The following is a 25,435-nucleotide window of genomic DNA, read 5'->3' as shown; positions in this document are numbered from 1 at the left end:
CGGAAAACACGAAACGCAATTTACTCGTTGGTGAAATCACGCTTCTATCCACCGGGTTTTGAGCATGTTTTTGAGCATATCGGGAGTTGCACGATGAAATTGTGGAAAACCATTCTCACCGCCGCGGCCCTGGTGCTGTCTGCCGGAACATCGGCATTTGCCGCGCGGACCGATCTGGTCATCGGCATTACGCTCGAACCTCCGCATCTCGATCCGACCGCAGGTGCTGCGGCCGCGATCGACGAAGTGCTTTACGCCAATGTGTTCGAGGGGCTGACCCGCATCGGTCCGAACGGCGATGTGCTGCCGGATCTGGCCGAAAGCTGGATGATTTCCGACGACGGCAAGGTCTACACATTCAAGCTGCATACCGGCGTCAAATTCCATGACGGCACCGACTTCAATGCCGACGACGTGAAATTCTCGCTCGACCGCGCCCGTGCCGACAACTCCGTCAACGCACAAAAGGGCCTGTTCGCCGCCATCGATACGGTCGAGGTGGCCGATCCGGCGACGGTCAAGATCACGCTGAAGAACCCGCAAAGTTCGTTCCTCTACAATATGGGCTGGGGCGACGCGGTCATCGTCGCGCCGGAGACAGCCGACACCAACAAGGAAAAGCCTGTCGGCACCGGGCCGTTCAGGTTCCAAAACTGGGCCAAGGGCTCGTCGATCACGCTGATCAAGTCCGACACTTACTGGGGCGCCCCGGTGTCCCTCGACAAGGCAGAGTTCCGCATTGTTCCCGATGCCGCTGCCGCTGTGCCGGCATTGCTTTCCGGCGACATCCAGGCCTTTCCCTTCTTCCCCGCTCCCGACAGTGTCGCCCAGATCAAGGACGACCCACGCTTCAAGGTGGTGATCGGCGCGACCGAGGGCGAAACCATTCTCTCGATCAACAACAAGAAGCCGCCTTTCGACAGACTGCAGGTCAGGCAGGCGATTTCGTTTGCGCTCGACCGCAAGGCGATCATCGACGGCGCCTCGGCCGGTTTGGGTGTGCCGATCGGCTCGCACATGTCGCCCGCCAACAAGGCCTATGTCGACCTCACCGGCCTCTATCCGCACAATGTCGAGAAAGCCCAGGAACTCTTGAAGGAAGCCGGCCTGGAGAACGGCTTCAAGGCGACGCTGAAACTGCCGCCGCCTCCCTATGCGCGGCTTGGCGGCGAGATCATAGCGTCGCAGCTTCGCGATGTCGGCATCGATCTGCAGATCGTGCCCGTGGAATGGGCGCAGTGGCTGGACCAGGTCTTCACCAAGAAGGACTACGACCTGACCATCGTCTCCCACACCGAGCCCAACGACATCGATATCTATTCGCGCAAGGATTACTACTTCAACTACGACAACCCGACCTTCGACAAGATCATCGCCGATCTGAGCCTCACCTCCGATGAGGCCAAGCGCATGACGCTGCTCGGCGAGGCGCAGAAGATACTGGCCGACGATGCCGTAGTCGGCTTCCTCTACGAATTGCCGAAAGCCGGCGTCTGGGACGCCAAGCTCGAAGGTTTTTGGGAAAACGCCCCGATCCAGGCCAACGACCTGACCAAGGTGAAGTGGACGGAGTGAGGCAGCGTAGCGGTCCTCCCCCATGACCGCCTATCTCCTCAAGCGCCTTGCCATCGCGCTCATCACGCTGGTTCTGGCCTCGATGGTGGTCTTTGCCGTGCTGGAGATCATTCCCGGCGACCCGGCGCGGCTGATGCTTGGCATGAACGCCAGCGCCGACCAGGTCGAGTTGCTGCGCAACCAGATGGGCCTCAACGCACCCCTTGCGCTGCGCTATCTGCACTGGGCCGGCGGCTTGCTGAGCCTCGATTTCGGCCGCTCCTACACCTATTCGGTGCCGGTCATCGACCTGGTCCGCGAGCGCGTCGTCGTCTCGCTGCCGCTGGCCCTGATCGCGCTGGCGCTGTCCACCATCATTGCCATTCCGGTCGGGCTGTTTTCAGCCGGCCGGCACGGGCGGGCCGGCGACACGATTGCGATGGGCGCCGCACAGCTTGGCGTCGCTGTGCCGAACTTCTGGTTTGCGCTGATGCTGATCTACTTCTTCGCCGTCTGGCTGCGGCTGGTGCCGGCAGGTGGCTTTCCGGGATGGAGCGCCGGCGTCTGGCCGGCGCTGAAATCGCTGATCCTGCCGGCGATCGCGCTCGCCCTGCCGCAAGCGGCGATCCTCGCCCGCGTCACCCGCTCGGCGCTGATCGAAGTGCTGAACGAGGACTACATCCGCACCGCCCGCGCCAAGGGCCTGCCCTTTCGCGCGGTGCTGTGGCGGCACGCGCTGCGCAACGCGATGATCCCGGTGCTGACCATTCTCGGCCTGCAGTTCGCCTTCCTGCTCGCCGGCACCATCATCATCGAGAACGTCTTCTACCTGCCCGGCCTTGGCCGGCTGGTATTCCAGGCGATCACCCAGCGCGACCTGATCGTCGTCGAAAGCGTCGTCATGCTGCTGGTTGCCGCCGTCATCGCGGTCAACCTGCTCGTCGATCTCTCCTATGCGGTCGTCGATCCGCGCCTGAGAAGCCGCCAATGACGGTGCGCTTCGACATCCCAGAGGAAAATTTTGCCGACATCCTCGTCAAGGCCTTCACCAACCGCTCGTTCCTCGCCGGCTTCGCCATCACCGCACTGGTGGCAGCGGTCGCTATCGTCTCGTTCTTCTGGACGCCTTTTGACGTCACCAGGCTGATCATCGCCGACAAGACCCAGGCACCCTCGCCGGCGCACTGGTTCGGCACCGATCATTTCGGCCGCGACATTCTTTCCATGATCATGGTCGGCGCCCGCAATTCGATCGCCGTGGCGCTGGTCGCTGTCGGCATCGGCATGGGCGTAGGCGTGCCGCTCGGCGCCTTCGCCGCGGCGCGCGGCGGCATCGTCGATGAAGCGGTGATGCGGCTGAACGATCTCGTCTTCGCCTTCCCTGCCCTGCTGTCGGCGATCATGATCACCGCCATCTTCGGGCCGGGCGCGCTCAACGCCATCATCGCCATCGGCATCTTCAACATCCCGGTCTTCGCCCGCGTCGCCCGGGCCGGTGCGCTGGCGATCTGGCCACGCGAATTCATCCTCGCCGCGCGCGCCGCCGGCAAAGGCAAAACGCTGATCACGCTGGAGCATGTGCTGCCCAACATCGTCAGTTTGCTCCTGGTGCAAGGCACCATCCAGTTCGCGCTCGGCATCCTGGCCGAAGCCGGGCTTTCCTATGTCGGGCTCGGCACACAGCCGCCGATGCCGAGCTGGGGCCGGATGCTGTTCGACGCGCAGACCCGCATGGTGGCGGCGCCGTGGATGGCGATCTTTCCAGGCATGGCGATCGTCGTCACCGTGCTTGGCCTGAACCTGCTCGGCGACGGTATTGCCGACATCCTCGACCCTAAATCGCGGCGGCAGCGATGAGCCTGCTCGAAATCGAGCGATTGTCGCTAAGCATCGGCGATACGCCGATCCTGAGGGATGTCGAGCTCTCCGTCGCGCCCGGCGAGGTGATGGGGCTGGTCGGCGAATCCGGCTCGGGCAAGTCGATAACGGCGCTGACGGTGATGCGGCTTCTGCCCTGGGCGGCGCGCGCCACCGGGCGCGTCGTCTTCGACGGCATCGACATCCTTGCGGCCAGCGAAGACCAGATGTGCGCGCTGCGCGGCGACGATATCGGCATGGTTTTCCAGGAGCCGATGACGGCACTCAACCCGGTCAAGACCATTGGCGAGCAGGTCGCCGAAGGCATCCGCTGGCACACCAGGGCAAGCCGCGCCGACGCCGAGGACCGCGCGCGAAAAATGTTCGACCGGGTCGGCCTGCCGGCGGCACAGTTCCCGCTGTCGCGCTATCCACACGAGCTTTCTGGCGGTCAGCGCCAGCGTGTCGTCATCGCCATTGCCTGCGCGCTGAAGCCCAAGCTGCTGATCGCCGACGAGCCGACGACGGCGCTCGACGTCGTGCTGCAGGCGCAGATCCTCGACCTGTTGCGCGACCTGGTCGCAGAGAGCCGCATGGGCCTGCTCTTGATCTCGCACGACCTCGCGGTGGTGGCCGAGATGGCGGACCGCATCACCATCCTGCGCCACGGCGAAGTGATGGAGGCCGGCGACACGGCGCGCACTTTGTCCGAGCAGTTCCATCCCTACACGCGACAACTGGCGCAGGCCTCGATGCATGTGCCGGCGCGTGCCAGGACACACGAGGTCGGCCAAGACAACCCCCTGGTCCAGGCTGCCAAACCTCTTCTTCAGGTGGCCAAGCCTCTTCTTCAGGTAGAGAGCGTGACGCGGGATTATCCGGGACGGCGCAAATCGTTGCTGAAGCGCGCGGCCCCGATCCGCGCCGTCGACGATGTCTCGTTCTCGATTGATCCCGGGCAGTCTGTGGCGCTGGTCGGGCGTTCCGGTTGCGGCAAGTCCACGCTTGCCCGCATGGTCCTGGCGCTGGACGGGCCGACATCGGGAACGATCCGGTTTCGCGGTCAGGTCATCACCGGCAAGAGCGAGGCTGAGCTCAAGCCGGCGCGACGCGACATGCAGGTGGTGTTCCAGGACCCTTACGGCTCCTTCGATCCGCGCCAGAAGGTCGAAAAACTGGTCGCCGAGCCACTGCATCTCCTGGAGAAGAAGCCGACGGATGCGGAACGGCGCCAGATGGTGGCAAAGGCCTTGCACGAGGTCGGCCTTAGTCCACGCGACATGGACAAATATCCGCACGAGTTTTCGGGTGGCCAGCGCCAGCGCCTGTCGATCGCCCGCGCCATCATCACCCGCCCCAAGCTGGTCGTCGCCGACGAGCCGGTCTCGGCGTTGGATGTCTCAATCCGCGCCCAAATTCTCGACCTGTTCGCCGAGCTCAACCACAAGCTCGGCGTTGCCTATCTATTTATCACCCACGATCTGACCGTTGCCCGCGCCATCACCGACGAAGTGATGGTCATGCATGACGGCAAGATCGTCGAGCGCGGCAGGACGAGCGAGGTTCTCGACCATCCGCAGTCCGAAGCCGCCAAGGCGCTGGTCGCAGCCGCTCCCGATTTGCATCGGGCGATCGCGAAACGGCTGCAGGAACAGGGGTGAGCGGCTTCGTGGCACGGCTAATTCGTCGGGCGCACGGGCGGGAGAATGGCTATTGACAGCCAACAGTTCTGAAACGCGCGAAGGGCCTGAGCCTCCTCCACTGGGCCTGGGCGGCTCTGCTGCGCTGTTCGGGGCGGGTGCTCTGCTGCTGTTCCTGGTAACGCGGATAGCCGTCCCAACGTTCGTCTCCGCTAGCGGGGCTGAGACTGTGGTGATGTGGTTCTTGGCCGCAAGCATCATTCTTTTTGGCCCCCTGCTTCTCACGGCTGCCCTGCTATTGCATCGAGAGCGGAGACAAGGAAGGCTGGTGTCGTTGGGCGCGCGGCTGTGGCTTCGCACTATGAATGGCGGCGACTGGCTCTGGGCTATTGGAGGGCTGGTGGCTGTCAGCGTGCTGACCGGCGGCATCGGCGCGGCGCTCCGGATGCTGCAAGACGGGAAGACTCTTCATCCCTCGTTCATGGCTTTCGAGCCGCTTGGTCCTGGGCGGTACTGGATTCTCGGCGCGTGGCTGCCGTTTTTTGTACTGAACATCGCTGGGGAAGAGTTTGTCTGGCGGGGTGTCGCACTGCCGCGGCAAGAGGTTGCCTTCGGGGGGTGGGCTTGGCTGGTCAACGGGATAATGTGGTTACTGTTCCACGCTGCCTTCCCTTGGCAAGTCCTGTTGACGCTCGTGCCGATCACGTTGCTCCTGCCCTACGTTGTCCAGCGGCGTCGCAGTACATGGGCCGGGATCGTTATCCATGCCGGGTTCGGGGCGATGGGCTTCCTGGTCCTAGCATTCGGGCTCGCCTAAGCGGCGCTGCTCTCGCAATCGGTTACGACCCGACTCGCCTCCAAGGGGCGGCGACGCTTCCATGGCCCATCAAATCGTTATCACACGATGCCTCAGCCTTGCGGCTTCACCACATCGGCAGGGCTGATTTCGAGCAGGTCGAGCGTGCGCCGCAAGAGCTGCATCTCGCTCCCGGCAAGTTGCGAATCGGCCTTGGCGATCTCGGCCATGTGGCGGGCGAGCAGCTTGCGCCGTTCGATGTCGAGGTCGCGGAACTGAGCGATGGCTTGCGAGCTGTTGGTCTCGTAGCCGAATTCGTTGAGATATTCGATGACGCTGTCGATGCTGGTTTCGGGAATGCCGAAGGCGTCCCGGCAGATACGCCTGAAGGCGGTCATTTCGCTTTCGCTGACCGACCCATCGGCCAGGATCATGCGAAACAGCATGAGCAGTTCCGCCGACAGTACAGGATCGTCCGCGACCTTGCGCACGCCGGGGTCGCCTTCGAAGATCGAGCGTATCTGGTCCAGCAAAGCGAATGACATCAGCGTCCCTTTCCGATTCGTCAAATGCATGTCGCTCAAAAGTGCGCAGCGGTTTTGAGATAACGACATGCATAAAACAAAAGAGCCAAGCGCGTCGCGGCGCGCTTGGCATAGGTAGCGCGGAATCGGCCTTGCGCAAACGGGTCGGCTGTGGTTCGAACGCCCACATCTTCCCGCTGGCCAGAAGCCCTTCCCGCAACCATCCGATGTTCGATCTCGCCACCCAGACCGTCGTCATCCTCGGCGTCGCCGCCTTCGCTGCCGGCTTCGTCGATTCGATTGCCGGCGGCGGCGGCTTGATCACCATTCCAGCACTGCTGCTGGCGGGCTTCTCGCCGGTCGAGGCGCTGGGGACCAACAAGCTGCAGGGCATGTTCGGCTCGGGGTCGGCGACCATCCACTACGCCGCCAAGGGCCATGTCGATTTGCGCCGGCAATTGCCTTCGGCCCTGTTGGCGCTTGCCGGCAGTGCTCTCGGCGCCTTGCTAGCGACATTCGTGCCGGGCGACCTGTTGCGGGCTCTTCTGCCGATCCTGCTGATCGCCATCGCGCTTTTCTTCGCCCTCAAGCCAAACATGGGCGACGTCGACCGCGCCCGGCGCCTGTCGCCGTTCCTGTTCGGGCTGATCCTGGTGCCGATTGTCGGCTTCTATGACGGCCTGTTCGGGCCGGGGGCCGGTTCCTTCTACATGCTGGCCTTCGTCACCCTGGCCGGCTACGGCGTGCTCAAGGCGACGGCGCATACCAAGCTGCTCAACTTTGCCTCCAACATCGGCGGCTTCATCGTCTTCGCTGCTGCCGGGGTCGTCTACTGGAAGATCGGCCTGATGATGGGTGTCGCCCAGTTTCTCGGCGCCCGTGTCGGCGCCAGCCTCGCCATCCGCAATGGCGCAAAACTGATCAAACCGCTGCTGGTGATCGTCTGCCTGGCACTGGCCAGCAAACTGCTGGCCGATCCGGCGAACCCGCTGCGCACGCTGATTGGTGTGTGACGACGCGACTGATACTATGCGGTTGTACGAATCATGTTGGAGGAGCCACGCATGAATCTCAGTGCGCCTACGCAGCTTATTTTTATCATATCCCTTGTTATCGCCCTCATCGGCCTGCTCGCCGCTCTCGGCGTTCTTGCATTCATTCCTCTGGCCGCGGTGTGGATCGTCCTCATCGCTTATATCGTGCTTGCTGGCGGCTGCCTGGTTCGCGGCGCTTAAGCACTCAGACCTCAGGCAACTCGGAGCGCCCGGCCACACGCGGGGCGCTTTTGATTCTGAGGACTGGTCTGCTAGACTCCTTGGGCGGAAGGAAAGCTCATGCCCGCCGAGAGCGAAGACGGAAGCCGCCATGAAATTCCCGGCCTCGACCGGTTCGAGATGGTGCGGCGTGCGCCCGGCCCTCGGCTCCACGGCTCCGTCACCGACATCTGCGGTTATCGTGAAACCGCGCCCGGCCGCTTCCGCAACGTCGAATATGCATCGCTGACCGTGCCGCTGGTCATCAGCTTTGCCGAACCCTTCGCAATCGGGCTCGGCAAGAATCCAGGCAACAATGACCGCTTCGCCAGTTTCGCCGCCGGCCTCTATGCCGGTCCGGTGGTGATCGAATCCTTCGGCGGCGCCTGCTGCGTCCAGGTCAATTTCACGCCGCTCGGCGCCCGACGCTTCTTCGGCCTTCCGATGAGCGAACTGACCGATCGCATGGTCGGCCTCGACGATGTGCTTGGCCCCGAAGGGATCGCGCTGCGCGAAAGACTTGGTAATGCGAGCGACTGGACCGCACGCTTCGCCATCGCCGAGACGTTCGTCGCCGCACGGCTGACTGAGGCCCGGGAAACGCCGGCCGAAATCGCCTGGGCCTATGACAGGATCATCGTCTCAGGTGGCCGCATTCGCGTCGCATCGCTCGCCGACAGGCTGGGCTGGAGCCGCAAGCATCTCTCGGGAAAATTCTCCAATGCGATCGGCGTCGGCCCCAAGACGCTGTCGCGCATCGTCCGCTTCAACCGGGCGCTCGGCCTGTCAAGGCAGGACAAATCCGATTGGGCTGATATCGCCGCCGATTGCGGCTATGCCGACCAGGCGCATCTGGTGCGCGAATTCCGCGACCTTGCCGGCGAAACGCCGACGACGCTTGCCGCCCGGCCATAGGTTCTGAAACGCCCCTTGCCACGCCCAGTGGGCGCACGGGTAACATTTCTTCAAGACGTGCGAACAGCTTTCGCCCAGACTGGGTTATCGACAATCCAATTGAAGGAGATCGCCATGACCATGTCAGTCGAACCGCCCAGGCTCTATCCCACCTTGCGCTACCGCAATGCCGCGAAAATGATCGACTGGCTGGGTGAAGCCTTCGGCTTTGCCGTTCATGCCCGCTACGGCGAAGGCGACATTGTCCATCACGCCGAACTGACTTTCGGCTCCTCGATGATCATGCTGGGCACTGCACGCGACGACAAGTTTGGCCAGATGATCGGTGCACCGGGCCCGGGTGGCGGCAGATCGATCTATGTTGCCGTCGACGATGCCGATGCCGCTTATGCCAGAGCAAAAAAGGCCGGCGCCGAAATACTGGAAGAACTCACCGACCGCGATTATGGCAGCCGCGAGTTCATCTGCCGCGATCCGGAAGGCAATGCCTGGTCGTTCGGCACCTATTGGCCGAAGGCCGGTGAAAAAGCGTGAACTGGTAACGCTGCACAGGGAATGTGACGGTTGAGGGCCTGTGGCGGCCAAGGTTTCACCGTTCGTTTCGGTCAATTATCATAAACATTCGGGATTGGTCGAAGCCTCCCCAACTTCGTCATCCCCGGGCGAAGCAGGAGCGAAGCTCCGTCGCGGAGACCCTGGGATCCTGCCATGACAACCTCGCAAGGCGCGGCGACCCAGAACCGAGCACCCTCCGTCGAGTTCCTTCGCAGAGGGGATACTGTCCCTCCAGCGTTCCGAAAGGTCCCGCACCGCAGGTAACGGCAGGATCCGCCAGGGCATGCGGTTCGTCAACGTAACATCTGACCTGTCAAAACTTCTGCGCGCCGAGGAGCTACCGCGCCAGACCAAAGATGGCGTCGCAGTCGAGGTGGGTCTCCAGTTCGGCTGCGACCTCGTCCAGTGCCCGTTCGACCTCGGCGCGATAGTCGATGCCGCCGCCTTTGACGCCAAGGTTTTCCAGGAATTTCGCCCGAAAAGCGTCAGCGGAAAACAGCCCGTGCAGATAGGTGCCCGACACCTTTCCGTCGACTGAGACAGCGCCGTCAGCGGCGCCGTTGATGACGGTGGACGGCCGCAGCGTGTCGGGACCGGTGGTGCGGCCGAGATGGATCTCATAGCCTTCGAGCGGCAGGTCGAACTGCAGCGAGCGCGCGCTGACATTGCGCACCGTCTTTTCCGGCTCCATCACCGTTTCGACGTCGAGCAGGCCGAGCCCTTCCGTCTCGGTAACGCTGCCCTCGATGCCGTCGGGATCGCGCACGACACGGCCGAGCATCTGGAAGCCGCCACAGATGCCGACGACGTGGCCGCCGCGCTTGCGGTGGGCGACAAGGTCGTGGTCCCAGCCATTGTCGCGAAATCTCAGGAGATCGCCGATCGTCGACTTCGAGCCGGGCATGACCACCAGCCCGGCATCCTCTGGCAAGTGCTGGCCGGGCGGAACGAACACCACCTCGACTTGAGGCTCGGCCTTGAGCGGGTCGAGATCGTCGAAATTGGCAATGCGCGAAAGCACCGGCACGGCGACCTTCAGCGCGCGCTTCTCGCCGGAAGCCAGGCGTTCGAGCACCACCGAATCTTCAGATGGCAACCGCGCCGCCGCCTTCAGCCACGGCACAACGCCAAAACAGCGCCAGCCGGTGAATGTCTCGATCGCCTTGATGCCGTCATCGAACAGCGAGACATCGCCGCGGAACTTGTTGATGAGATAGCCGACGATCATGCGCCGGTCCTCTTCCGGCAGGATCAGATGCGTGCCGGCGACCGAGGCGATGACGCCGCCACGATCGATGTCGCCGACGAGGATCACTGGCACATTGGCGCGCGTGGCAAAGCCCATATTGGCAATGTCTCGGCTTCTGAGATTGATCTCGGCCGGCGAGCCGGCGCCCTCGACGATGACGAGATCGGCGCCCTCGCCGACCTTCGCCCAGGAGTCTAGCACGGCGTCCATCAGCCGGCCCTTCAGCGCTTGGTAGTCGCGTGCCCGCGCCTCGCCGAACACCTTGCCCTGCACCACCACTTGCGCGCCGACATCGGTCTGCGGCTTGAGCAGCACCGGATTCATGTGGATGGAAGGCGCAACGCCACAGGCGATCGCCTGCAGCCATTGGGCGCGGCCGATCTCGCCGGCGCCGACGCCCGGAATGTCGGCGACGGCGGCATTGTTCGACATGTTCTGCGGCTTGAACGGCCGCACTTTCAGCCCACGTTTCCTGGCCGCGCGGCACAGCCCCGCGACCAGCACCGTCTTGCCGACATCGGAGCCCGTGCCTTGCAGCATGATCGCCTTGGCCATCAGTCCTTGCCCCGCGTCGTCGTTCCGGTGATCGTCGACTTGGCCGCCAGCGGCCCGCCGCGCCAGATGTAGAGCGCCAGCAGCGGCTCCTTGCCGGTGCGCATGGCGTGGCTGACGTCGGAGGCATGGTGGATCACCTCACCTGCCTCGCGCCTGCGAAAGCTGCCTTCGCCCATGCGCCATTCGGTGCCGCCGGTCAGCGGAATGTAGATCTCCTCGGCGACGTGATGATGGTCGGGATAGACGATATCAGGCCCGAGGATCAGCAGGCCGGCCGCAACCTCGTCGTTGACGAAATGGCCGCGCGTGCCAAATACTTCCAGCCAGCCGTAGTTGTCGATGAACATCTTGCCGAAATCCGCCTCGCTGTAGGTCTGCCCCCAGTGCAGATCGCCGCGACGCTCCGCAAGCAGTTCGACCAGCGGCCTGGCGCCTGCCGGAGCGAGCTCGACGATACGGTCGAGCTGGCGCAGACAGGTGAGCGGATGCGGCTCGAGCCGACGCATCGGCATGACCCAGCCAATCCGGGCGACGGCATCGCGCACCAGCGCATCATCAAACGTTTCGAGAGTGGCATGGAAACGTTCGAGCAGTTGATCGAAATTTGTCGTCACGCATTGCTCCAAACACGCATTCGCATACAGCCGCTCCCCAGATGGTTGGATGGAGATGGTCGGCTTGCGCGGCGGCATCATTGGTCTAGATTGAGCGGCGCGCAAAGCCAAAAACGACAGGCCAGCAGGCCGGAAACATCAGGGAGCACGCCATGGACGCCGCTGTCGATGCGGGCACCAGCCAATTCGAGCTCAACGAGGACCAGCGCGCCATCCAGGAGATGGCCGAGGCCTTCGCCGCTGATCGCGTCGCGCCGAATGCGCTCGACTGGGACCGCAACAAGCATTTTCCGGCCGACGTGATCCGCGAGACGGGGCCGCTCGGCCTTGGCGGCATCTATGTCAGTGACGATGTCGGCGGTTCGGCGCTCGGCCGGCTCGACGCCGTGCTGATCTTCGAGGCGCTTTCGCGCGCCGATCCGGCCTTTTCCTCCTTCATCTCGATCCACAACATGGTGGCGTCGATGATCGATCGCTTCGGCAGCGACGAGCAGCGCCAGCGCTTCCTACCGAAGCTGACCTCGATGGAATGGCTGGCCAGCTATTGCCTGACCGAGCCGGGCTCTGGATCGGATGCGGCGGCGCTGAAGACGCGCGCGGTGAAGGGCGGCGGCGACTATGTGCTGAACGGCGTCAAGCAGTTCATCTCGGGCGCCGGCGACAGCGACATCTACATCGTCATGGCGCGCACCGGCGCCGACGGACCGAAGGGCATTTCCACCTTCATCGTGCCGAAGGATGCGCCCGGCCTGTCCTTCGGCGCCAACGAGCACAAGATGGGCTGGCACATGCAGTCGACCCGCCAGGTCGTCTTCGAGGACTGCAAGGTGCCGGCGCAAAACCTGCTCTCGGTCGAAGGCGCCGGCTTCGGCATCGCCATGGCCGGGCTCGACGGAGGCCGGCTCAACATCGCCGCCTGTTCGCTGGGCGGCGCGCAATCGGCGCTCGACAAGGCGCTGTCCTACACGGCCGAGCGCAAGGCCTTCGGCTCCAAGATCAACCAGTTCCAGGCGCTGCAATTCAAGCTCGCCGACATGGAGACCGAGCTGCAGGCAGCACGCATCTTCCTCTACGCCGCCGCCTCGAAGCTCGACCGCAAGGCACCGGATGCCTCGAAATGGTCGGCGATGGCCAAGCGCTTCGTCACCGACATCGGCTTCAACGTCGCCAATGACGCCCTGCAACTGCATGGCGGCTACGGCTATTTGCATGATTACGGCATCGAGAAACTGGTCCGGGATTTGCGCGTCCACCAGATTCTCGAAGGCACCAACGAGATCATGCGCGTCATCATCGCACGCGCCCTGATCGGCCGTTGACGACAAAACCGGGAGAAAAACGATGACCACCATCGCCTTCATCGGCCTCGGCAATATGGGCAATCCGATGGCCGCCAACCTCGTCAAGGCTGGCCATGCCGTGCATGGCTTCGACTTGTTGCCGGAAAATCTCGTCATAGCCAAGGATCATGGCGTCGTCATCATGGCCAATGCCGTTGCCGCGGTGAAGGGGGCCGACGTGGTCATCACCATGCTGCCGGCCGGCAAGCACGTCCTGTCGGTCTACGAAGACATCGCGCCCAAGGCGAAAAAAGGCGCGCTGTTCATCGATTCCTCGACCATCGACGTCGAATCGGCACGAAAAGCCCACGCTATTGCCGCAAGACATGAGCTTCTGTCGATCGACGCGCCGGTTTCCGGCGGCACCGGCGGCGCCACCGCCGGCACGCTGACCTTCATGGCCGGTGGCTCGAAGGACGCCTTCGCCAAAGCCGAGCCAATCCTCAAGCCAATGGCCGGCCGTATCGTCCATTGCGGCGATGACGGCGCCGGACAGGCGGCAAAGATCTGCAACAACATGATCCTCGGCATTTCTATGATCGGCGTCGCAGAAGCCTTCGTTCTGGCGGAAAAACTCGGCCTGTCGCATCAGGCGCTGTTCGACGTCGCCTCGACTTCCTCCGGCCAATGCTGGTCGCTGACCACCTACTGCCCGGTGCCTGGCCCAGTGCCGACATCGCCGGCCAACAATGGCTACAGGCCGGGCTTTGCCGCAGCGCTGATGTTGAAGGACCTGAAACTGTCGCAGGAAGCAGCGCAAAGTGCCGGCGCGGTGACGCCGCTGGGCGCCGAGGCCGCCCAGCTTTATGCGCTGTTCAACGCGCAGGGACATGCCAGTGCCGATTTTTCCGGCATCATAAATTTCCTGCGCGGTACCCCGGCCTAATGCATGTCGCCCAAAAGCTTGCCCTCGGGCTTGACCCGAGGGTGCGCAGCGGTTTTGCATTGAGTCCCTTCAGACCCGACGCGCTTTAAGCCTCGAACTCGACGGGCTTTTCGATTTCCCGGCAAAAGAAACACCGCAAATTTAGATTTGCTTAAACTCTCGATAACCCCCCGGTAACGATGTGCCTGTAAAACGGAATGCGAGGCGGCATATCGCATCCGCCCGGCGCTCCGGATCAGGTCTCGCGTACCGGAGCCCGTAAGTTTCGCAAGTGTTCCGTTAGCGAAGCGCCATGCGTATCTGGCAAAGCCGCGTTCCCGATGGAGCGCGGTTTTTGCGTTTCGCATTCTTCAAGGACACAGTGAGACGATCGCCCTGGCGCGCCTCCAGACGATCGTCGGCCGCGTAGCGGCGGTCCTGAGCTACGTCGACCCACAGGTGGCCGCTCCAGTGCTCCCCAGCGCGAGGGGTCCGGTCGCTCGTCATGTTCGTTCCATGGCCTCGCGATCGAATCCCCCGCCGCCGTGAGCACGATCTGAGATGACCTAGCTCCTGAAGCTCATTGGATCGAACATCATGAAACCTTCTGATTTCTAAGCCGTTATCGCCGGTATGTCCGAGGCTAAATTCAAGCCGAAATCGGTCTCCAAATCGCGCGATGCCGAGAAGTCGCGCGAGGAGAAGCAATCGACTGTCGAAGTCGCGTCTGAGGTGGTCGGCAAGGCCCCACCGCCGCTGAATCTCGTCGAACCCGATTCGGAGCTGACCCCAGAGGAGGCCGACCAGGCGCGCAAGAGATATTTGCTGAGGCGTTTCTGGATCAGCGCGCGCGGCTATTGGAGCCGCGGAGGCGATAGGCTCGCATGGCCGTTCACGATCGGGCTCTTGGTCCTGATCATCATCAATGTCGGCTTCCAGTATGGGATCAATGTCTGGAATCGCGCAATTTTCGACGCTCTTGAGCAACGTAATGCTCGCACCGTCTATATCCTGAGCGCCGTTTTCGTGCCGCTCGTGCTCGGAAGCGGAAGCCTTGTCGTTGCACAAGTCTTCCTTCGCATGACGATTCAGCGCCGCTGGCGTTCATGGCTCACCACCGCGGTGATCGCGCGTTGGCTTGCAAGCGGCCGCTACTTTCAGTTGAACCTCGTCGGCGGCGACCACCAGAACCCCGAAGCCCGCATCACGGATGATTTGCGGATTGCCACCGAATCCCCGGTCGACTTCATCGCCGGTGTCATCAACGCGTTTCTGTCGGCCTCGACCTTCATTGTGGTGCTCTGGACGATCGGCGGGGCCCTGACCCTGACGATCGCAGGTTCGACGATGACCATTCCCGGCTTTCTCGTGATCACCGCGGTATTGTATGCCGCGATCACATCCACCTCGATGGCGGTCATTGGCCGCCATTTCGTCCGCCTCTCCGAGGAAAAAAATCAGGCGGAAGCCGAATTCCGCTACACGCTGACGCGCGTGCGGGAAAACGGCGAGAGTATCGCATTGCTCGGCGGCGAGGAGGAGGAGCGTAGCGGCATCGACAGGACGTTCGCCCATGTGCTCAGGCAATGGGCGCTCCTTACAGGTCAGCATATGCGCACAGCGCTGGTGTCGCAGGGGGCGGGTCTGTTTGCGCCTGTCGTGCCGGTTTTGCTTTGCGCTCCAAAGTTTCTCGAAGGCAGCATGACACTTGGACAGGTAATGCAGGCTGCCTCTGCCTTTGCCATCGTGCAGGGCGCGTTCGGATGGCTGGTCGACAACTACCCCCGTCTCGCCGATTGGAACGCCTGTGCACGGCGCATCGCCTCGCTGATGATGTCGCTCGATGGGCTCGAGCGCGCTGAACAGAGCAACACCCTGGGACGCATAAAGCGCGGCGAAACTGCAGGCGATGCGATGCTCAGCCTGAACAATCTGTCCGTGTCGCTTGACGACGGCACCGCTGTGGTCAAGGAAACCAAGGTCGTGATCGAACCAGGCGAGCGGGTGCTCGTCGCTGGCGAATCCGGCTCAGGCAAGAGCACGTTGGTGCGGGCCATCGCAGGTCTGTGGCCGTGGGGTGGCGGCAGCGTCAACATCCACGCCGACAGACGGCTGTTCATGTTGCCGCAACGGCCCTATATCCCCACCGGGACGCTTCGCCGGGCAGTCGCCTATCCAGGCGCCGCCGATCGCTGGACGCTGGACAGGATCAAGGCTGCCCTCGACAAGGTCGGACTCGATTATCTGAACGACAAGATCGAGGACGACGCGCCATGGGACCAGACCTTGTCGGGTGGCGAAAAGCAGCGGCTCGCCTTCGCGCGTCTTCTGTTGCACAGCCCCGACATCATCGTGCTGGATGAAGCAACGTCCGCACTCGATGAAAAGAGTCAGGACAAGATGATGGAGGTGATCATTCATGAATTGCCGAAGGTCACCATCATAAGCGTCGCGCATCGCGCCGAGCTGGAGGCTTTCCACAGCCGCAAGATCACTTTGGAGCGGCGCGAGGGCGGCGCAAAGCTTGTCAGCGATGTCGATCTTGTCCAGCGCAAGAGCAGACGGAACTTGCTTGTGCGACTTATGGGGCGCCAGCGCGCCGTACCGAAGCGCAGCACGACCTTGAGCAAAGCGGCGCTGCCCGAGACAAAAAGGTAAAGTCCGCCGGTCGGGCCTGGTGACAAAGGCAGCAAGGAAGAGGTCGCGTCGAGCGGACTGTGACTAAGTGGCCCAAGAAAAAAAGTTCCTGGGCGTCTCTGCCGGCGCTTAAGCCGATGGCAGTGTCAGCTACGCACGCTCAAATGAAGCATCGGATGATGCTCATAATGGCCGGCGCCATTTCTTACGATGGGGTCCTCTGAGGTTATCGCCTGGATGTTTTGATCATCGGCGATCCTGTACAGCGACACGCCATAGCCGCCACTCGGATCCATTACGGGGCCGTGTGCGACGATCAGCCCACGATCGAGCAGATCGTCCAAAAAGGCTCCATGCTGCTTCATCCACTCTCGCTCTTCGTCAGTCATGGTCGCGAGAAAGTCGGTGCGCGGCGGAATATACTTGCACAGGTAACACTTCATTTTGAGCTCCGATTTAAATCCATTTGCCTGCTTGCCTTGGCGATCGCGTCGCCGCCGGCCTTCGCATTCATTTTTTGATGGAACGTCGACGAGCGATCAGATACTATCATTTTAGGAGTAAATCACTATCAAAAAGATATCAACATGAAGGATCTTTCGAACCAACCCTGTCTGATCGCTCGCAGTCTTGCCTTGGTAGGGGATGCATGGAGCATGCTGATCATGCGCGATGCGCATGCCGGGCTCAGTCGTTTCGACGAATTCCGCAAGAGCCTCGGTATAGCCCCGACGATGCTGACCAGCCGGTTGGCAGCCCTGACGGAGGAAGGGCTGCTGGAGAGACGGCGATACTCCGAGCGGCCGCCGCGCGATGAATACGTGTTGACGCAGGCTGGTCAGGATCTGCTTCCAGTGCTGTTCTCACTCGTCGCTTGGGGAGGCAAGCACCGCGGTGGAGGCAATTTCACCCGGTTCTTTGACGCAGAGACAGGATCCGAAATCGACCCGATTAGCATCGACCGTTCGACCGGAGCGCCGATCGGCACCCGTCCCATTCAGATTGTTATGCCCAAGTCCACAACCAACGAGTAAGTAGCGCGGCCTATCGGCCCTTCTGATCACTTGGGACACGCCCCCACCGGCGCAGTCGATGTAGACCTTGTCCACGTCCTCGATCATTTGCTCGGCGATCGCTGCCACTATGTCTTCGTAGCGGCCTTGGTGACCGGCCCCTCCGGCTGGTAGTCGTAGGACAAGGAGGCGACCTGGGGCAGGACCGACACGGCGCGTACTAGATTGATGTGGCCGTCCATGACCATCGAATATTTCAGGGTGTAGGAGACCTGATTGCCGCCTTCACGGCCGATCCTCGCCTGGCGAGCTTCGGCAGAATGCGGCATTCAAACGCCGGGCGTCCGGTTGCAGGACGCCCGGCGATCGTTCTGTCTTATTGCTTGCGCAAATCCGCTTGCGCCAGATCAAGCGCCTTGGCGATACGGCCGCAGGCCATGTCGATCGTCTCACGCGTCCAGATCAACGGCGGCGACAGGATCATCGTGTCGCCGGTGGCGCGCAGCATCATGCCTTGGACAATTGCGTGATCGCGGACAAGCACTGCCGCACTCCCGGCCGGCAGGAAGCGCTCCTTGGTCGCCCTGTCCCTAATGATCTCGATCGCCCCCATCAGCCCGATCGAGCGCACCTCGCCGACCAGATCGTGACCGCCGATGTGCTCCTGCAGCGCCTTGGCGAAATAGGGTCCGGTGTCGTTCTTGACCCGACCGACCAAACCTTCCCGCTCGATGATCTCGAGGTTCTTCAGCGCCACGGCGCAGGCCACGGGGTGGCCGGCATAAGTATAGCCGTGATTGAACTCGCCGCCCTTCTCGACCAGCGTCGCGGCGATGCGGTCGCCGACCAGCAGCGCCGACAGCGGCTGATAACCGGAGGTCAGAGCCTTGGCGGTGGTGATGGTATCGGGCTCGATGCCGAAGGTCTGAGCCGCGAACCACTCGCCGGTGCGGCCATAGCCGGTGATAACCTCGTCCAGCATCAGCAGGACATCGTATTTGCGGCAGATGCGCTGCACTTCCGGCCAATAGCTCATCGGCGGTATCTTCACGCCGCCTGCCCCCATCACCGGCTCGCCGATGAAGGCGGCGACCTTGTCGGCGCCGGCTTCGAGGATGGCGTCCTCAACGGCCTTGGCCGCGCGCAGGCCGAAATCATGATCGCTTTCGCCGGGCAGAGCCAGCTCGTAGGCATACGGCATCATCACATGGACGATGTTGGGAACCGCACCGTTGAGCTGCTTGTGCATCGGCTCCATGCCGCCCAGCGACGCACCGGCGATGGTCGAGCCATGATAGGCTGTCTTGCGCGAGATGATGCGGTTCTTCTCCGGCTTGCCTTCCAATGCCCAATAGTGGCGGACAAGGCGCAGCGCCGTGTCGTTGGCCTCCGAACCGGACGAGCCGAAGAACACCTGGTTGACGTGCTTCGGCGCCAGTTCCGCCAGCTTTTTGGCCAGCAGCACCGGCGTCGGGGTCGAGCATTTGAAGAAGGAGTTGTAGTAAGGCAGTTCCTTCATCTGGGCGTAAGCCGCGTCGGCCAGCTCATCGCGGCCGTAACCGATGTTGACGCACCACAGCCCGGCCATGCCGTCGAGGATTTCCGTCCCTTCGGAATCGTAGATGAACGGTCCGTTGGCGTGGGTGATGATGCGTGAGCCGGCCTCGCGCATCTCCTTGTGGTCGGTAAACGGATGAAGGTGATGCGCAGCATCGATCTGCTGAAGCTGCTTCAGCGAATAATTCTGGTAGGTCATGTCTGATCTTTCCCTCTTGAACCAATCCGGCAATTGCAGATCAATCCAGCAATTGCAGCGGGGGCGGATTCGTCAGAGGAAGGCGGGCGGCGAATAGCCGATGCGGGCGCAAAGCCGCAAAAGCTCGGCGCGAAGCGTGCGCGGCGACGGCGTCACCGCCACCCCAAATGCGCAACATGTCCTCACCCGAGCCATGGGCTTCACCTTAGGCGGTCTGATGCGATCAGTTCAAGCCGTTCTGTTCAGCGCCCGTTGCAGGAAGACATACTTCATCGCCGCCTGTGCCGCTTGCGGCCGGCGATCGCCGCGCCCGCCATGGCCGCCCTCGGTCTCTTCGAAGAATAGCGTCTTCGTGTGGCCGACAGCCTGCAGCCGCCCGGCCATCTTGCGCGCATGGCCGGGATGGACCCGGTCGTCGGCGGTCGAGGTGGTCAGCAGCACAGGCGGATAGGCAGCATCGGCCTCGACATGCTGATAAGGCGAGTAAGCGGCAAGCCACTCGGCCTCTTCAGGCTTCGCTGGATCGCCATACTCGGCCATCCAGGATGCTCCAGGCGGCAGCTCGGTATAGCGCAGCATGTCGAGCAGCGGCACGTCGATGATCACCGCACCGAAAAGCTCCGGATGCTGGGTCAGCGAAACGCCGGTCAGCAGCCCGCCATTCGAGCCGCCCTGGATGCCGAGCGTGGCCGGCGTGGCGATACCGCGTTTCACCAGGTCTTGCGCGACCGCTATAAAATCGTCGAAGGCATTCTGGCGATTGGACTTGAGCGCGGCCTGGTGCCAGTTCGGGCCGAACTCGCCGCCGCCGCGGATATTGGCCTGCACATAGGCATTGCCTTTTTCCAGCCACAGCCGGCCGCGGACGCCGGCATAGCCGGGCAACAGCGGCACTTCGAAGCCGCCATAGCCGTAAAGCAGCGTCGGCACCGGCCCGTTCTGATCGCGCCGTCTGACGACGAAGTAAGGGATCTCTGTGCCGTCTTTCGAGCGTGCCTCGAACTGTTCCGAGACAAGAGACGACGCATCGAAACGCGCCGGCTGCGATTTCACCGTTGTCAGCGTCGCAGCATTGTCATCCGACCAGATGATCGAGCTCGGCGTCAGGAAATCGGTGAAGGAGAAGGAGACGCTGGAGCCGAAACGCTCGGCGTGGCTGATGCCGACATTGCCGTTTTCAGGTAAGGCTACCGGCTCCAGTGACCAGCCGCTGCCGCTGCGGTCGCAGGCGACGACCTTGCCGCGCACATTGTCCATCAGGTTGATGAACAACCGGTCTTGCGTGCGGGCGAGGCCGGCGATCGAAACACGATCCGCCGGTTCGAGCACGGTTTCGACAGGTCCCAGCGCATTGGTTTCGATCCAGCGCGCGAAATCCAGCGAATAGAGGCCGTCGGGTCGGCACAGCGTGCCATCCGGCGCCGTCCACGGACTGCGCACCCCGAAGACGAGCTGATCCCTGAACAGCATCGTGTCGGTGATGTCGTCCGGCAGCGGGATGCGCCTGTTTTCGCCGGAAGGCCGACGCAGAAAGCTGTGCGAGGCAAAGAAGTCGAGCGTCCGGGTCAGGAACAGATGCCGCTTGTCGCCGTCGAATTCGAGGGAACCGCCGGCGGCGAGATCCTGCTTCTGCGCCTCGAAGATCGGCGTCGCATCCTCCAGCCTGGTGCCGCGCTGCCACAGCTTGACCACGCGCGGATAACCGGACTGGGTTTTTTCGTCCTCTTCGAAGGCAGCCGAGACGATGACCGTGTCCTTGTCCAGCCAGTTGAAGCCCGACTTCGAGGCGGGCGCGCGAAAGCCGCCCTCGACAAAGGACTTGGTGTCGATGTCGAATTCGCGCATCTCACTGGCGTCGCCGCCGTCCGGCGACAGGCTGAGCAGGCAGCGGCTGAAGTCGGGGTAAAGCCGGCTGGCGCCGCTGAACACCCATTTCACGCCCTCTTTCGCGGACAGACTGTCGAAGTCGATGATCGTCTCCCAATCCGGCTTCTCGGTCTTGTAGGAAGCGACCGTCGTGCGCCGCCAGAGGCCGAGCACATTGGTCTTGTCCTGCCAGAAATTATAGACGTGGCCGTTGAGCGCGGAGCCGACCGCAATGTTGTCTTCGGCGGTCATCAGGTCGAGTGCGGTTTGGAAGTAGGCCTGGTAGGACGGATCGCCCTGCAATTCACCTGTTGTAGCCTCGTTCTGACGGTGAACCCAGTCGAGCGCTTGCTTGCCTGTCCTGTCCTCCAGCCAGAGAAAGGGATCTTCGTCCGCCGAATTCGGCTGCGTCTTTGTGTTCGACATCGTCAAATGGTCTCCGATAAATTGGTCAAGTTCGGTGCCGCAAACATCGGCATGGCGCTATCAACATTCAATTGGAACACGTAAAATCGACGGATCTCCGCAGTTGCGATAGCCAAGCCTTCAGTGCGGACGGCAAGGGAAACTTCATGCAACGTCTCTACATCGCGACTGAGAGATTTGGCCCTTCCGATGGTACCGAATGGAGGAACTACATCGAGTGGTCAGGCCTCAGCCAGTTGACCGAGGTCGTCACGCTCGACGGAATGCTGTGCCCGTTCGCGCTCCCAGAGACCAAGGAGAGCCACTGGCCGCATATTGTTCAAGAAGACAATATGCTCAATTTCTTCTTGGACCTGGATTTCCTTCTTTCGGAACTGGCCGATACGGGCAACCTCAACATCCTTGGCGTGATCCGGAGGCCAACGGTCGATGTGCGCTCGCTTGATTGGGACGGGTTTGCCTTCATGGGCTACGAGTTGCTGGACAAGGACGTCAGCATCAGCGCATTGACCAATTGCGGCGGATTCCCCGACGTGTTTGCAAATGCAGAACTTTCCAGTGTCGGGCTGATAGATGACTTTGATCGCGCGGCCGAAATTCGGGATTTGCTGCATGAAATGCACCCCGAAGAACATCATGCCGACTGTGACCTCTGGGCTGTTTTCAGACGGCAGGGCAATTAAGCGACTGCACTGCGCCGATAGATGCCTCACGCCGTCCGCCGACGCAAAACCGTGGCAACCGCCAACGCCAGGCAAATCGCGCCAAGCGTGATCGGCAGGCCGTCCGCACCGAGAATATCCATGGCGCCGCCCGCCAGCGGCGGCACGGCGATGCCGCCGACGCCCCACATCAGCGAGAAGGCGGCATTGCCGGCGACCAGCGCCGAGCCGGTGAACCGCTCGCCAAGCTCGATGATCGACATCGTGTAGATGCCGTAGGAGACTGCACCCCAGATAAAGACGCATGGCCAGATCAGCGGCGTCTCGATGAGAACCGGCAGCAGCACGCATCCGAGCAGCGTTAGCGATACACAGATAAATCGGACCAGACGCGCCGTCAGCCGTTCCGCCAGCAGGCCGAGCGGCACCTGCATGGCGATGTTGCCGGCGATCATCATCGACAGCAGCGCCGACATGCGGGTTTCCGCGATGCCATAATGCGCTCCGTAGACCGGCAGCAGCGCCAGCACCGCCTGTTCGAAACCGGCGGCCACGACGACCGCCGACAGCAGCAGCCATGCCATCGGCATGAACCCCATGACCGAAACCCGGTGCCCGGCCTCATCGACCTTCGGCAGCCGTCGCAGCACCAGCGCCAGGCAGGCGCCGCAAAAAACGAATGCGGCGATGCCGACGAGAAACGGCGGCCATCCTTCGGTGCCGACGGCAAGCAGGCACAGCGGGCCGGCGGCGAAGCCAGCCGAAATGACCGTGGAATAGATCCCCATCACGCGGCCGCGGCGCAAGGGTGGCGCCAGCGCGATCACCCAGATCTCGCTCAGCACATAGAGTGGATTGGTCACCACGCCGATCAGGAAGCGCAGCGGAAACCAGAGATAGACATTTTGCGTCCAGCCGATCAGCGCCAGCATGATCGCGGAAAGCGCTGCGCAGGTGAGCGCCGTGCGCCCTGCCCCGAACCGGCGCGCCAGCGCCGGGATGAGCGGCGACGAGACGATAAAGCCGACCGGCGTCATTGCCGCCGAAAGGCCGATCATGGCCGGCGAGACTCCCTGGCGCTGCAGGATGAAGCTCAGCAGCGGATAGCTCAGCCCTTGCGCGATGGCGAACACCGAAACGGTGGCGATCACGCCGGTGATCGCCGCCCACTGCATCGTCTCGCCGCTGTTCTGTTCCGCCAGGTCCATGATCCGCACCAATAAGAACCTGCACGATTAGCGTTTCGGCGCCGTGCCGGGAAGCACCGGCGGCAAGAACCGCTTGCGCCAGCCAGAGCATGACTTGTTCAAGAGTCCCCGGCGCCATTCAGACCACTACGGAAAATACCGGGCAATCGCCCCCTTCCTGCCCTCCGCGTAAGGCTTCAGCCACTTGTCGTCGATGGAGAGCCCATCATTGTCCGACGGTCCTTCTCCAATCGTTCTGCGCCAGGCGCGGAACTTGTAGTGGTCGAACACGTCGAGCATATGCACCGCAAAGGCCGCAGCGAACGTCTTGTCGCCTTCTACAATCACCATGTTCTCGTCGTTTTCATAGGACGCCTTGTAGCCAAGGTTGTGGCTGCCGGCGATGACGGTCGCGTTGTCGGCCATCGGATCGATGATGACGATCTTGTCGTGCACGATCGCATGGCCGACGGTCAGCACTTCCGCCTGGAAATCCCGCGCAACGGAGGTCCCCGTCAGGTTGGCCGCCCTGACGATGGAGACGTTCGGCGCCTCCCAGACCTTCTCCGGAAAGACAAATGGCGATTTGCCGTCCTTGTTCGATCTGTTGGTGACTGGATCCCTGGTCGGGGCAACATAGTTGGGCATGGCGGTGTGATCGCTGATTGCGCCTTGCACGATCAGTTTTGGATTCGCCGTCGCCGCCGCGACCGCCTGATCGACGACCGAATTGTTGCCAAGCCGCGAAGGATTGAACACGAGAAAGAGCACCGCCTCCTTCGCCGCCTTGATCCGTGCGAAAACGTCTTCGAGATCGACAGGCCGCACCGAGATGTCCTTTTTGCTGCGGTCGGGATCGTTTGGCGAGAACCAGATCGTGGTCCCATTGACATGGTTCGGTGTGCGATTCTTCAGGCGAAACGGCTTGCCTTGCTTCTGCGCCACACGTCCGGCGGCGCTATCGCTCGCCGGCGGCGGGAACACGTCGGCCTTCATCCGCTCCCAATAGGCATCGAACACTTTGGCCATGGCAGGGTCGTCGCGGATGAAGGCGTTGTTGGACTGTCCGCAAATGCCCGTCGACGTCCAATTGGTGCTGCCAGTCATCACCGCTTGCGGGTTGCCCTGGGCGTCGCGGTAGACGGCAAACTTGTTGTGGCCGATATGGTTGTTGTTGAACAGACGATCGGTCAGCACGACGCCGGCGTCCCGCAGCCGCTTTCTGAAGGGCGCGTTGCCCGCGTCCCACGCCTTCGTTTGTTCATCCCTGCCCGAATTCGAAAGAATGACGTCAACGAGATCCTTGGCGTCGATGATAGCGTCGCACAACTCGTCATCGCCAAGTTCATAGAGGGCAAGCCTGACAGTGCCGCCCTCGGCCTTGGCCCGTTTCATCAGGCTGGTGAGCACATCCGGAACCTCGCCGTGAAGATAGGCGCGCATCTTGCTGCCGGGACGCTGAAGCTCGGCCCTGATCTTATCGCGCTGCCCGACTTTGATGCCGGCATCTTCCAGGGCGCGCGACAACCATTGCGTCGAGAGCACGCCGTTGGTGAAGGCGAGCCTCGCCTTGCCGAACATCGATCCCAGGAAGATGGTCGGGCTGACGGCACCTTGTCCGAGATAGCCGAGCGGCCGAGCCGCTCCGGTATAGGCTTTCTCGGGGCGCACCGGCACCGGATCGAGGCCGGGGCGCATGTCGCCGACCGGACGCACCCGGTAGGCGACCATTTCGCCATCCGGCCTGATTTCGAGGCTGTCGCGGCGCCGCCGCACCGTAAGATCGCGCCAGAACGTCTTCTGCACCGGCCAGACGCCGGTATCCTGCGGAATCCAATCCCTGTTCCGTTGCCCTTTGAAAGGCACCCAGGACGCCAGACAGCGTTCCTCGCCGGTGCCGGGATAGATGCGGACGATTTCGAAGCCGAGACAGCCGTCGATCATTCCGTCAATATCCCAGGCAATGAAGGCGACTTCGTTGTTGGTCGCTGCACGCACGCTGACAACATCCGACACGAAAATAGTCTCCCTCAGCACGGTTTTATTCAATGTACTTACTCAATATGACGTGATCGCAACGTGACATGTTTCGTTGTCCGTGAAGAAAGCGATTTTCGCGTCAACCTTGAAAGTGATCTGCGTTGGAGCGCTTTGTCCCAACTGAGGGGCGG

24 protein-coding genes are annotated in these 25,435 nt (G+C 62.3%); 14 read left to right on the top strand and 10 right to left on the bottom strand.

Translation table 11 applies throughout. The annotated features are described in order from the left end of the window. Positions 1–93: 93 nt before the first annotated feature. From AC0L3L_RS14065 to AC0L3L_RS14045, 5 genes are read left to right on the top strand one after another with little or no spacing between them, the layout of a single operon-like run. Positions 94–1,575, top strand: a complete 1,482-nt coding sequence (locus tag AC0L3L_RS14065) for an ABC transporter substrate-binding protein (protein WP_473638020.1) — start codon at positions 94–96, stop codon at positions 1,573–1,575. Positions 1,576–1,597: 22 nt separating this feature from the next. Next, on the top strand, positions 1,598–2,545 hold the full coding sequence (locus AC0L3L_RS14060; protein WP_473638019.1) for an ABC transporter permease: 948 nt from the start codon (positions 1,598–1,600) through the stop codon (positions 2,543–2,545). After that, a complete protein-coding gene (locus AC0L3L_RS14055) occupies positions 2,542–3,411 on the top strand; it encodes an ABC transporter permease (protein ID WP_473638018.1) in 870 nt (289 codons plus the stop codon). Before AC0L3L_RS14060 ends, AC0L3L_RS14055 begins: the two co-directional genes overlap by 4 nt. Further along, complete coding sequence (locus tag AC0L3L_RS14050; protein ID WP_473638017.1) at positions 3,408–5,072, top strand: ABC transporter ATP-binding protein; 1,665 nt, start codon at positions 3,408–3,410, stop codon at positions 5,070–5,072. The genes AC0L3L_RS14055 and AC0L3L_RS14050 overlap by 4 nt, the downstream gene beginning before the upstream one ends. A 52-nt stretch (positions 5,073–5,124) precedes the next feature. Continuing rightward, positions 5,125–5,868: a CPBP family intramembrane glutamic endopeptidase gene (locus AC0L3L_RS14045; protein WP_473638016.1), complete on the top strand. Its 744-nt coding sequence runs from the start codon at positions 5,125–5,127 to the stop codon at positions 5,866–5,868. A 92-nt stretch (positions 5,869–5,960) separates the two neighbouring features. On the opposite strand, the gene AC0L3L_RS14040 is transcribed toward AC0L3L_RS14045, so the two are convergent. After that, positions 5,961–6,392, bottom strand: coding sequence for a tellurite resistance TerB family protein (locus AC0L3L_RS14040; protein WP_123150746.1), 432 nt, complete (start codon positions 6,390–6,392; stop codon positions 5,961–5,963). 206 nt (positions 6,393–6,598) lie between these two features. Here AC0L3L_RS14040 and AC0L3L_RS14035 point away from each other — a divergent pair, with 206 nt between their 5' ends. The 4 genes from AC0L3L_RS14035 (at position 6,599) to AC0L3L_RS14020 (ending at position 9,073) form a co-directional block, all read left to right on the top strand. Further along, complete coding sequence (locus AC0L3L_RS14035; protein ID WP_473486630.1) at positions 6,599–7,384, top strand: TSUP family transporter; 786 nt, start codon at positions 6,599–6,601, stop codon at positions 7,382–7,384. Between the two features lie 51 nt (positions 7,385–7,435). After that, entirely contained in the window at positions 7,436–7,606 is a 171-nt protein-coding gene (locus AC0L3L_RS14030; RefSeq protein ID WP_084646958.1) for a hypothetical protein, read from the top strand. 99 nt (positions 7,607–7,705) lie between these two features. After that, positions 7,706–8,539 (top strand): helix-turn-helix domain-containing protein, encoded by an 834-nt coding sequence (locus AC0L3L_RS14025; protein WP_473638015.1) that lies wholly within the window; start codon positions 7,706–7,708, stop codon positions 8,537–8,539. A gap of 114 nt (positions 8,540–8,653) precedes the next feature. Further along, on the top strand, positions 8,654–9,073 hold the full coding sequence (locus AC0L3L_RS14020; RefSeq protein ID WP_473486569.1) for a VOC family protein: 420 nt from the start codon (positions 8,654–8,656) through the stop codon (positions 9,071–9,073). A 358-nt stretch (positions 9,074–9,431) separates the two neighbouring features. Here the strand turns inward: AC0L3L_RS14020 and AC0L3L_RS14015 are convergent, their stop codons facing one another. Continuing rightward, the gene (locus AC0L3L_RS14015) at positions 9,432–10,898 is read right to left on the bottom strand and encodes a cobyric acid synthase (protein WP_473638014.1); all 1,467 of its coding nucleotides are present in this window, start codon (positions 10,896–10,898) and stop codon (positions 9,432–9,434) included. Next, positions 10,898–11,512, bottom strand: a complete 615-nt coding sequence (locus AC0L3L_RS14010) for a dimethylsulfonioproprionate lyase family protein (protein WP_473638013.1) — start codon at positions 11,510–11,512, stop codon at positions 10,898–10,900. The genes AC0L3L_RS14015 and AC0L3L_RS14010 overlap by 1 nt, the downstream gene beginning before the upstream one ends. 152 nt (positions 11,513–11,664) lie before the next feature. Here AC0L3L_RS14010 and AC0L3L_RS14005 point away from each other — a divergent pair, with 152 nt between their 5' ends. The 3 genes from AC0L3L_RS14005 (at position 11,665) to AC0L3L_RS13995 (ending at position 16,375) form a co-directional block, all read left to right on the top strand. Beyond that, positions 11,665–12,831, top strand: a complete 1,167-nt coding sequence (locus AC0L3L_RS14005; protein WP_473638012.1) for an isobutyryl-CoA dehydrogenase — start codon at positions 11,665–11,667, stop codon at positions 12,829–12,831. Positions 12,832–12,853: 22 nt separating this feature from the next. After that, positions 12,854–13,738: a 3-hydroxyisobutyrate dehydrogenase gene (mmsB, locus tag AC0L3L_RS14000; protein ID WP_473638011.1), complete on the top strand. Its 885-nt coding sequence runs from the start codon at positions 12,854–12,856 to the stop codon at positions 13,736–13,738. 612 nt (positions 13,739–14,350) lie between these two features. After that, positions 14,351–16,375: an ABC transporter ATP-binding protein/permease gene (locus AC0L3L_RS13995; RefSeq protein ID WP_473638010.1), complete on the top strand. Its 2,025-nt coding sequence runs from the start codon at positions 14,351–14,353 to the stop codon at positions 16,373–16,375. 125 nt (positions 16,376–16,500) lie between these two features. On the opposite strand, the gene AC0L3L_RS13990 is transcribed toward AC0L3L_RS13995, so the two are convergent. Continuing rightward, positions 16,501–16,797, bottom strand: a complete 297-nt coding sequence (locus AC0L3L_RS13990) for a YciI family protein (RefSeq protein WP_473486576.1) — start codon at positions 16,795–16,797, stop codon at positions 16,501–16,503. A 144-nt stretch (positions 16,798–16,941) separates the two neighbouring features. Here AC0L3L_RS13990 and AC0L3L_RS13985 point away from each other — a divergent pair, with 144 nt between their 5' ends. After that, positions 16,942–17,388: a winged helix-turn-helix transcriptional regulator gene (locus tag AC0L3L_RS13985; protein ID WP_095494557.1), complete on the top strand. Its 447-nt coding sequence runs from the start codon at positions 16,942–16,944 to the stop codon at positions 17,386–17,388. A gap of 107 nt (positions 17,389–17,495) precedes the next feature. On the opposite strand, the gene AC0L3L_RS13980 is transcribed toward AC0L3L_RS13985, so the two are convergent. The 4 genes from AC0L3L_RS13980 to AC0L3L_RS13965 all read right to left on the bottom strand — a co-directional run bounded on the left by AC0L3L_RS13980 (position 17,496) and on the right by AC0L3L_RS13965 (position 21,415). Continuing rightward, entirely contained in the window at positions 17,496–17,696 is a 201-nt protein-coding gene (locus tag AC0L3L_RS13980) for a hypothetical protein (RefSeq protein WP_473486577.1), read from the bottom strand. A 47-nt stretch (positions 17,697–17,743) separates the two neighbouring features. Then, positions 17,744–19,123 (bottom strand): aspartate aminotransferase family protein, encoded by a 1,380-nt coding sequence (locus AC0L3L_RS13975; RefSeq protein ID WP_473638009.1) that lies wholly within the window; start codon positions 19,121–19,123, stop codon positions 17,744–17,746. Positions 19,124–19,195: 72 nt separating this feature from the next. Then, on the bottom strand, positions 19,196–19,318 hold the full coding sequence (locus AC0L3L_RS13970; protein WP_095494560.1) for a capsid protein: 123 nt from the start codon (positions 19,316–19,318) through the stop codon (positions 19,196–19,198). A 33-nt stretch (positions 19,319–19,351) separates the two neighbouring features. Further along, positions 19,352–21,415: a prolyl oligopeptidase family serine peptidase gene (locus tag AC0L3L_RS13965; protein WP_473638008.1), complete on the bottom strand. Its 2,064-nt coding sequence runs from the start codon at positions 21,413–21,415 to the stop codon at positions 19,352–19,354. A 146-nt stretch (positions 21,416–21,561) separates the two neighbouring features. Between AC0L3L_RS13965 and AC0L3L_RS13960 the strand changes: the two genes are divergently transcribed. Then, positions 21,562–22,098 carry a hypothetical protein gene (locus tag AC0L3L_RS13960; RefSeq protein ID WP_473486580.1) on the top strand — a complete coding sequence of 179 codons (537 nt, stop codon included), beginning with the start codon at positions 21,562–21,564 and terminating at the stop codon, positions 22,096–22,098. A gap of 26 nt (positions 22,099–22,124) precedes the next feature. On the opposite strand, the gene AC0L3L_RS13955 is transcribed toward AC0L3L_RS13960, so the two are convergent. Continuing rightward, a complete protein-coding gene (locus AC0L3L_RS13955) occupies positions 22,125–23,285 on the bottom strand; it encodes an MFS transporter (RefSeq protein ID WP_473529093.1) in 1,161 nt (386 codons plus the stop codon). Between the two features lie 126 nt (positions 23,286–23,411). Next, on the bottom strand, positions 23,412–25,280 hold the full coding sequence (locus AC0L3L_RS13950; protein WP_473638007.1) for a phospholipase D-like domain-containing protein: 1,869 nt from the start codon (positions 25,278–25,280) through the stop codon (positions 23,412–23,414). Between the last annotated feature and the right edge of the window lie 155 nt (positions 25,281–25,435).

The organism is Mesorhizobium sp. WSM4849, from assembly GCF_055811385.1.
Note: the sequence above shows the minus strand (reverse complement) of the source record. Positions and strands in the feature narration are given on the sequence as shown.

Coding starts and splice junctions, on each gene's coding strand:
- AC0L3L_RS14065 (WP_473638020.1), top strand. CDS start 94: ATGAAATTGTGGAAAACCATTCTCACCGCCGCGGCCCTGGTGCTGTCT.
- AC0L3L_RS14060 (WP_473638019.1), top strand. CDS start 1,598: ATGACCGCCTATCTCCTCAAGCGCCTTGCCATCGCGCTCATCACGCTG.
- AC0L3L_RS14055 (WP_473638018.1), top strand. CDS start 2,542: ATGACGGTGCGCTTCGACATCCCAGAGGAAAATTTTGCCGACATCCTC.
- AC0L3L_RS14050 (WP_473638017.1), top strand. CDS start 3,408: ATGAGCCTGCTCGAAATCGAGCGATTGTCGCTAAGCATCGGCGATACG.
- AC0L3L_RS14040 (WP_123150746.1), bottom strand. CDS start 6,392: ATGTCATTCGCTTTGCTGGACCAGATACGCTCGATCTTCGAAGGCGAC.
- AC0L3L_RS14035 (WP_473486630.1), top strand. CDS start 6,599: ATGTTCGATCTCGCCACCCAGACCGTCGTCATCCTCGGCGTCGCCGCC.
- AC0L3L_RS14030 (WP_084646958.1), top strand. CDS start 7,436: ATGAATCTCAGTGCGCCTACGCAGCTTATTTTTATCATATCCCTTGTT.
- AC0L3L_RS14025 (WP_473638015.1), top strand. CDS start 7,706: ATGCCCGCCGAGAGCGAAGACGGAAGCCGCCATGAAATTCCCGGCCTC.
- AC0L3L_RS14020 (WP_473486569.1), top strand. CDS start 8,654: ATGACCATGTCAGTCGAACCGCCCAGGCTCTATCCCACCTTGCGCTAC.
- AC0L3L_RS14015 (WP_473638014.1), bottom strand. CDS start 10,898: ATGGCCAAGGCGATCATGCTGCAAGGCACGGGCTCCGATGTCGGCAAG.
- AC0L3L_RS14005 (WP_473638012.1), top strand. CDS start 11,665: ATGGACGCCGCTGTCGATGCGGGCACCAGCCAATTCGAGCTCAACGAG.
- mmsB (WP_473638011.1), top strand. CDS start 12,854: ATGACCACCATCGCCTTCATCGGCCTCGGCAATATGGGCAATCCGATG.
- AC0L3L_RS13995 (WP_473638010.1), top strand. CDS start 14,351: ATGTCCGAGGCTAAATTCAAGCCGAAATCGGTCTCCAAATCGCGCGAT.
- AC0L3L_RS13990 (WP_473486576.1), bottom strand. CDS start 16,797: ATGAAGTGTTACCTGTGCAAGTATATTCCGCCGCGCACCGACTTTCTC.
- AC0L3L_RS13985 (WP_095494557.1), top strand. CDS start 16,942: ATGAAGGATCTTTCGAACCAACCCTGTCTGATCGCTCGCAGTCTTGCC.
- AC0L3L_RS13980 (WP_473486577.1), bottom strand. CDS start 17,696: ATGCCGCATTCTGCCGAAGCTCGCCAGGCGAGGATCGGCCGTGAAGGC.
- AC0L3L_RS13975 (WP_473638009.1), bottom strand. CDS start 19,123: ATGACCTACCAGAATTATTCGCTGAAGCAGCTTCAGCAGATCGATGCT.
- AC0L3L_RS13970 (WP_095494560.1), bottom strand. CDS start 19,318: ATGGCTCGGGTGAGGACATGTTGCGCATTTGGGGTGGCGGTGACGCCG.
- AC0L3L_RS13965 (WP_473638008.1), bottom strand. CDS start 21,415: ATGTCGAACACAAAGACGCAGCCGAATTCGGCGGACGAAGATCCCTTT.
- AC0L3L_RS13960 (WP_473486580.1), top strand. CDS start 21,562: ATGCAACGTCTCTACATCGCGACTGAGAGATTTGGCCCTTCCGATGGT.
- AC0L3L_RS13955 (WP_473529093.1), bottom strand. CDS start 23,285: ATGGACCTGGCGGAACAGAACAGCGGCGAGACGATGCAGTGGGCGGCG.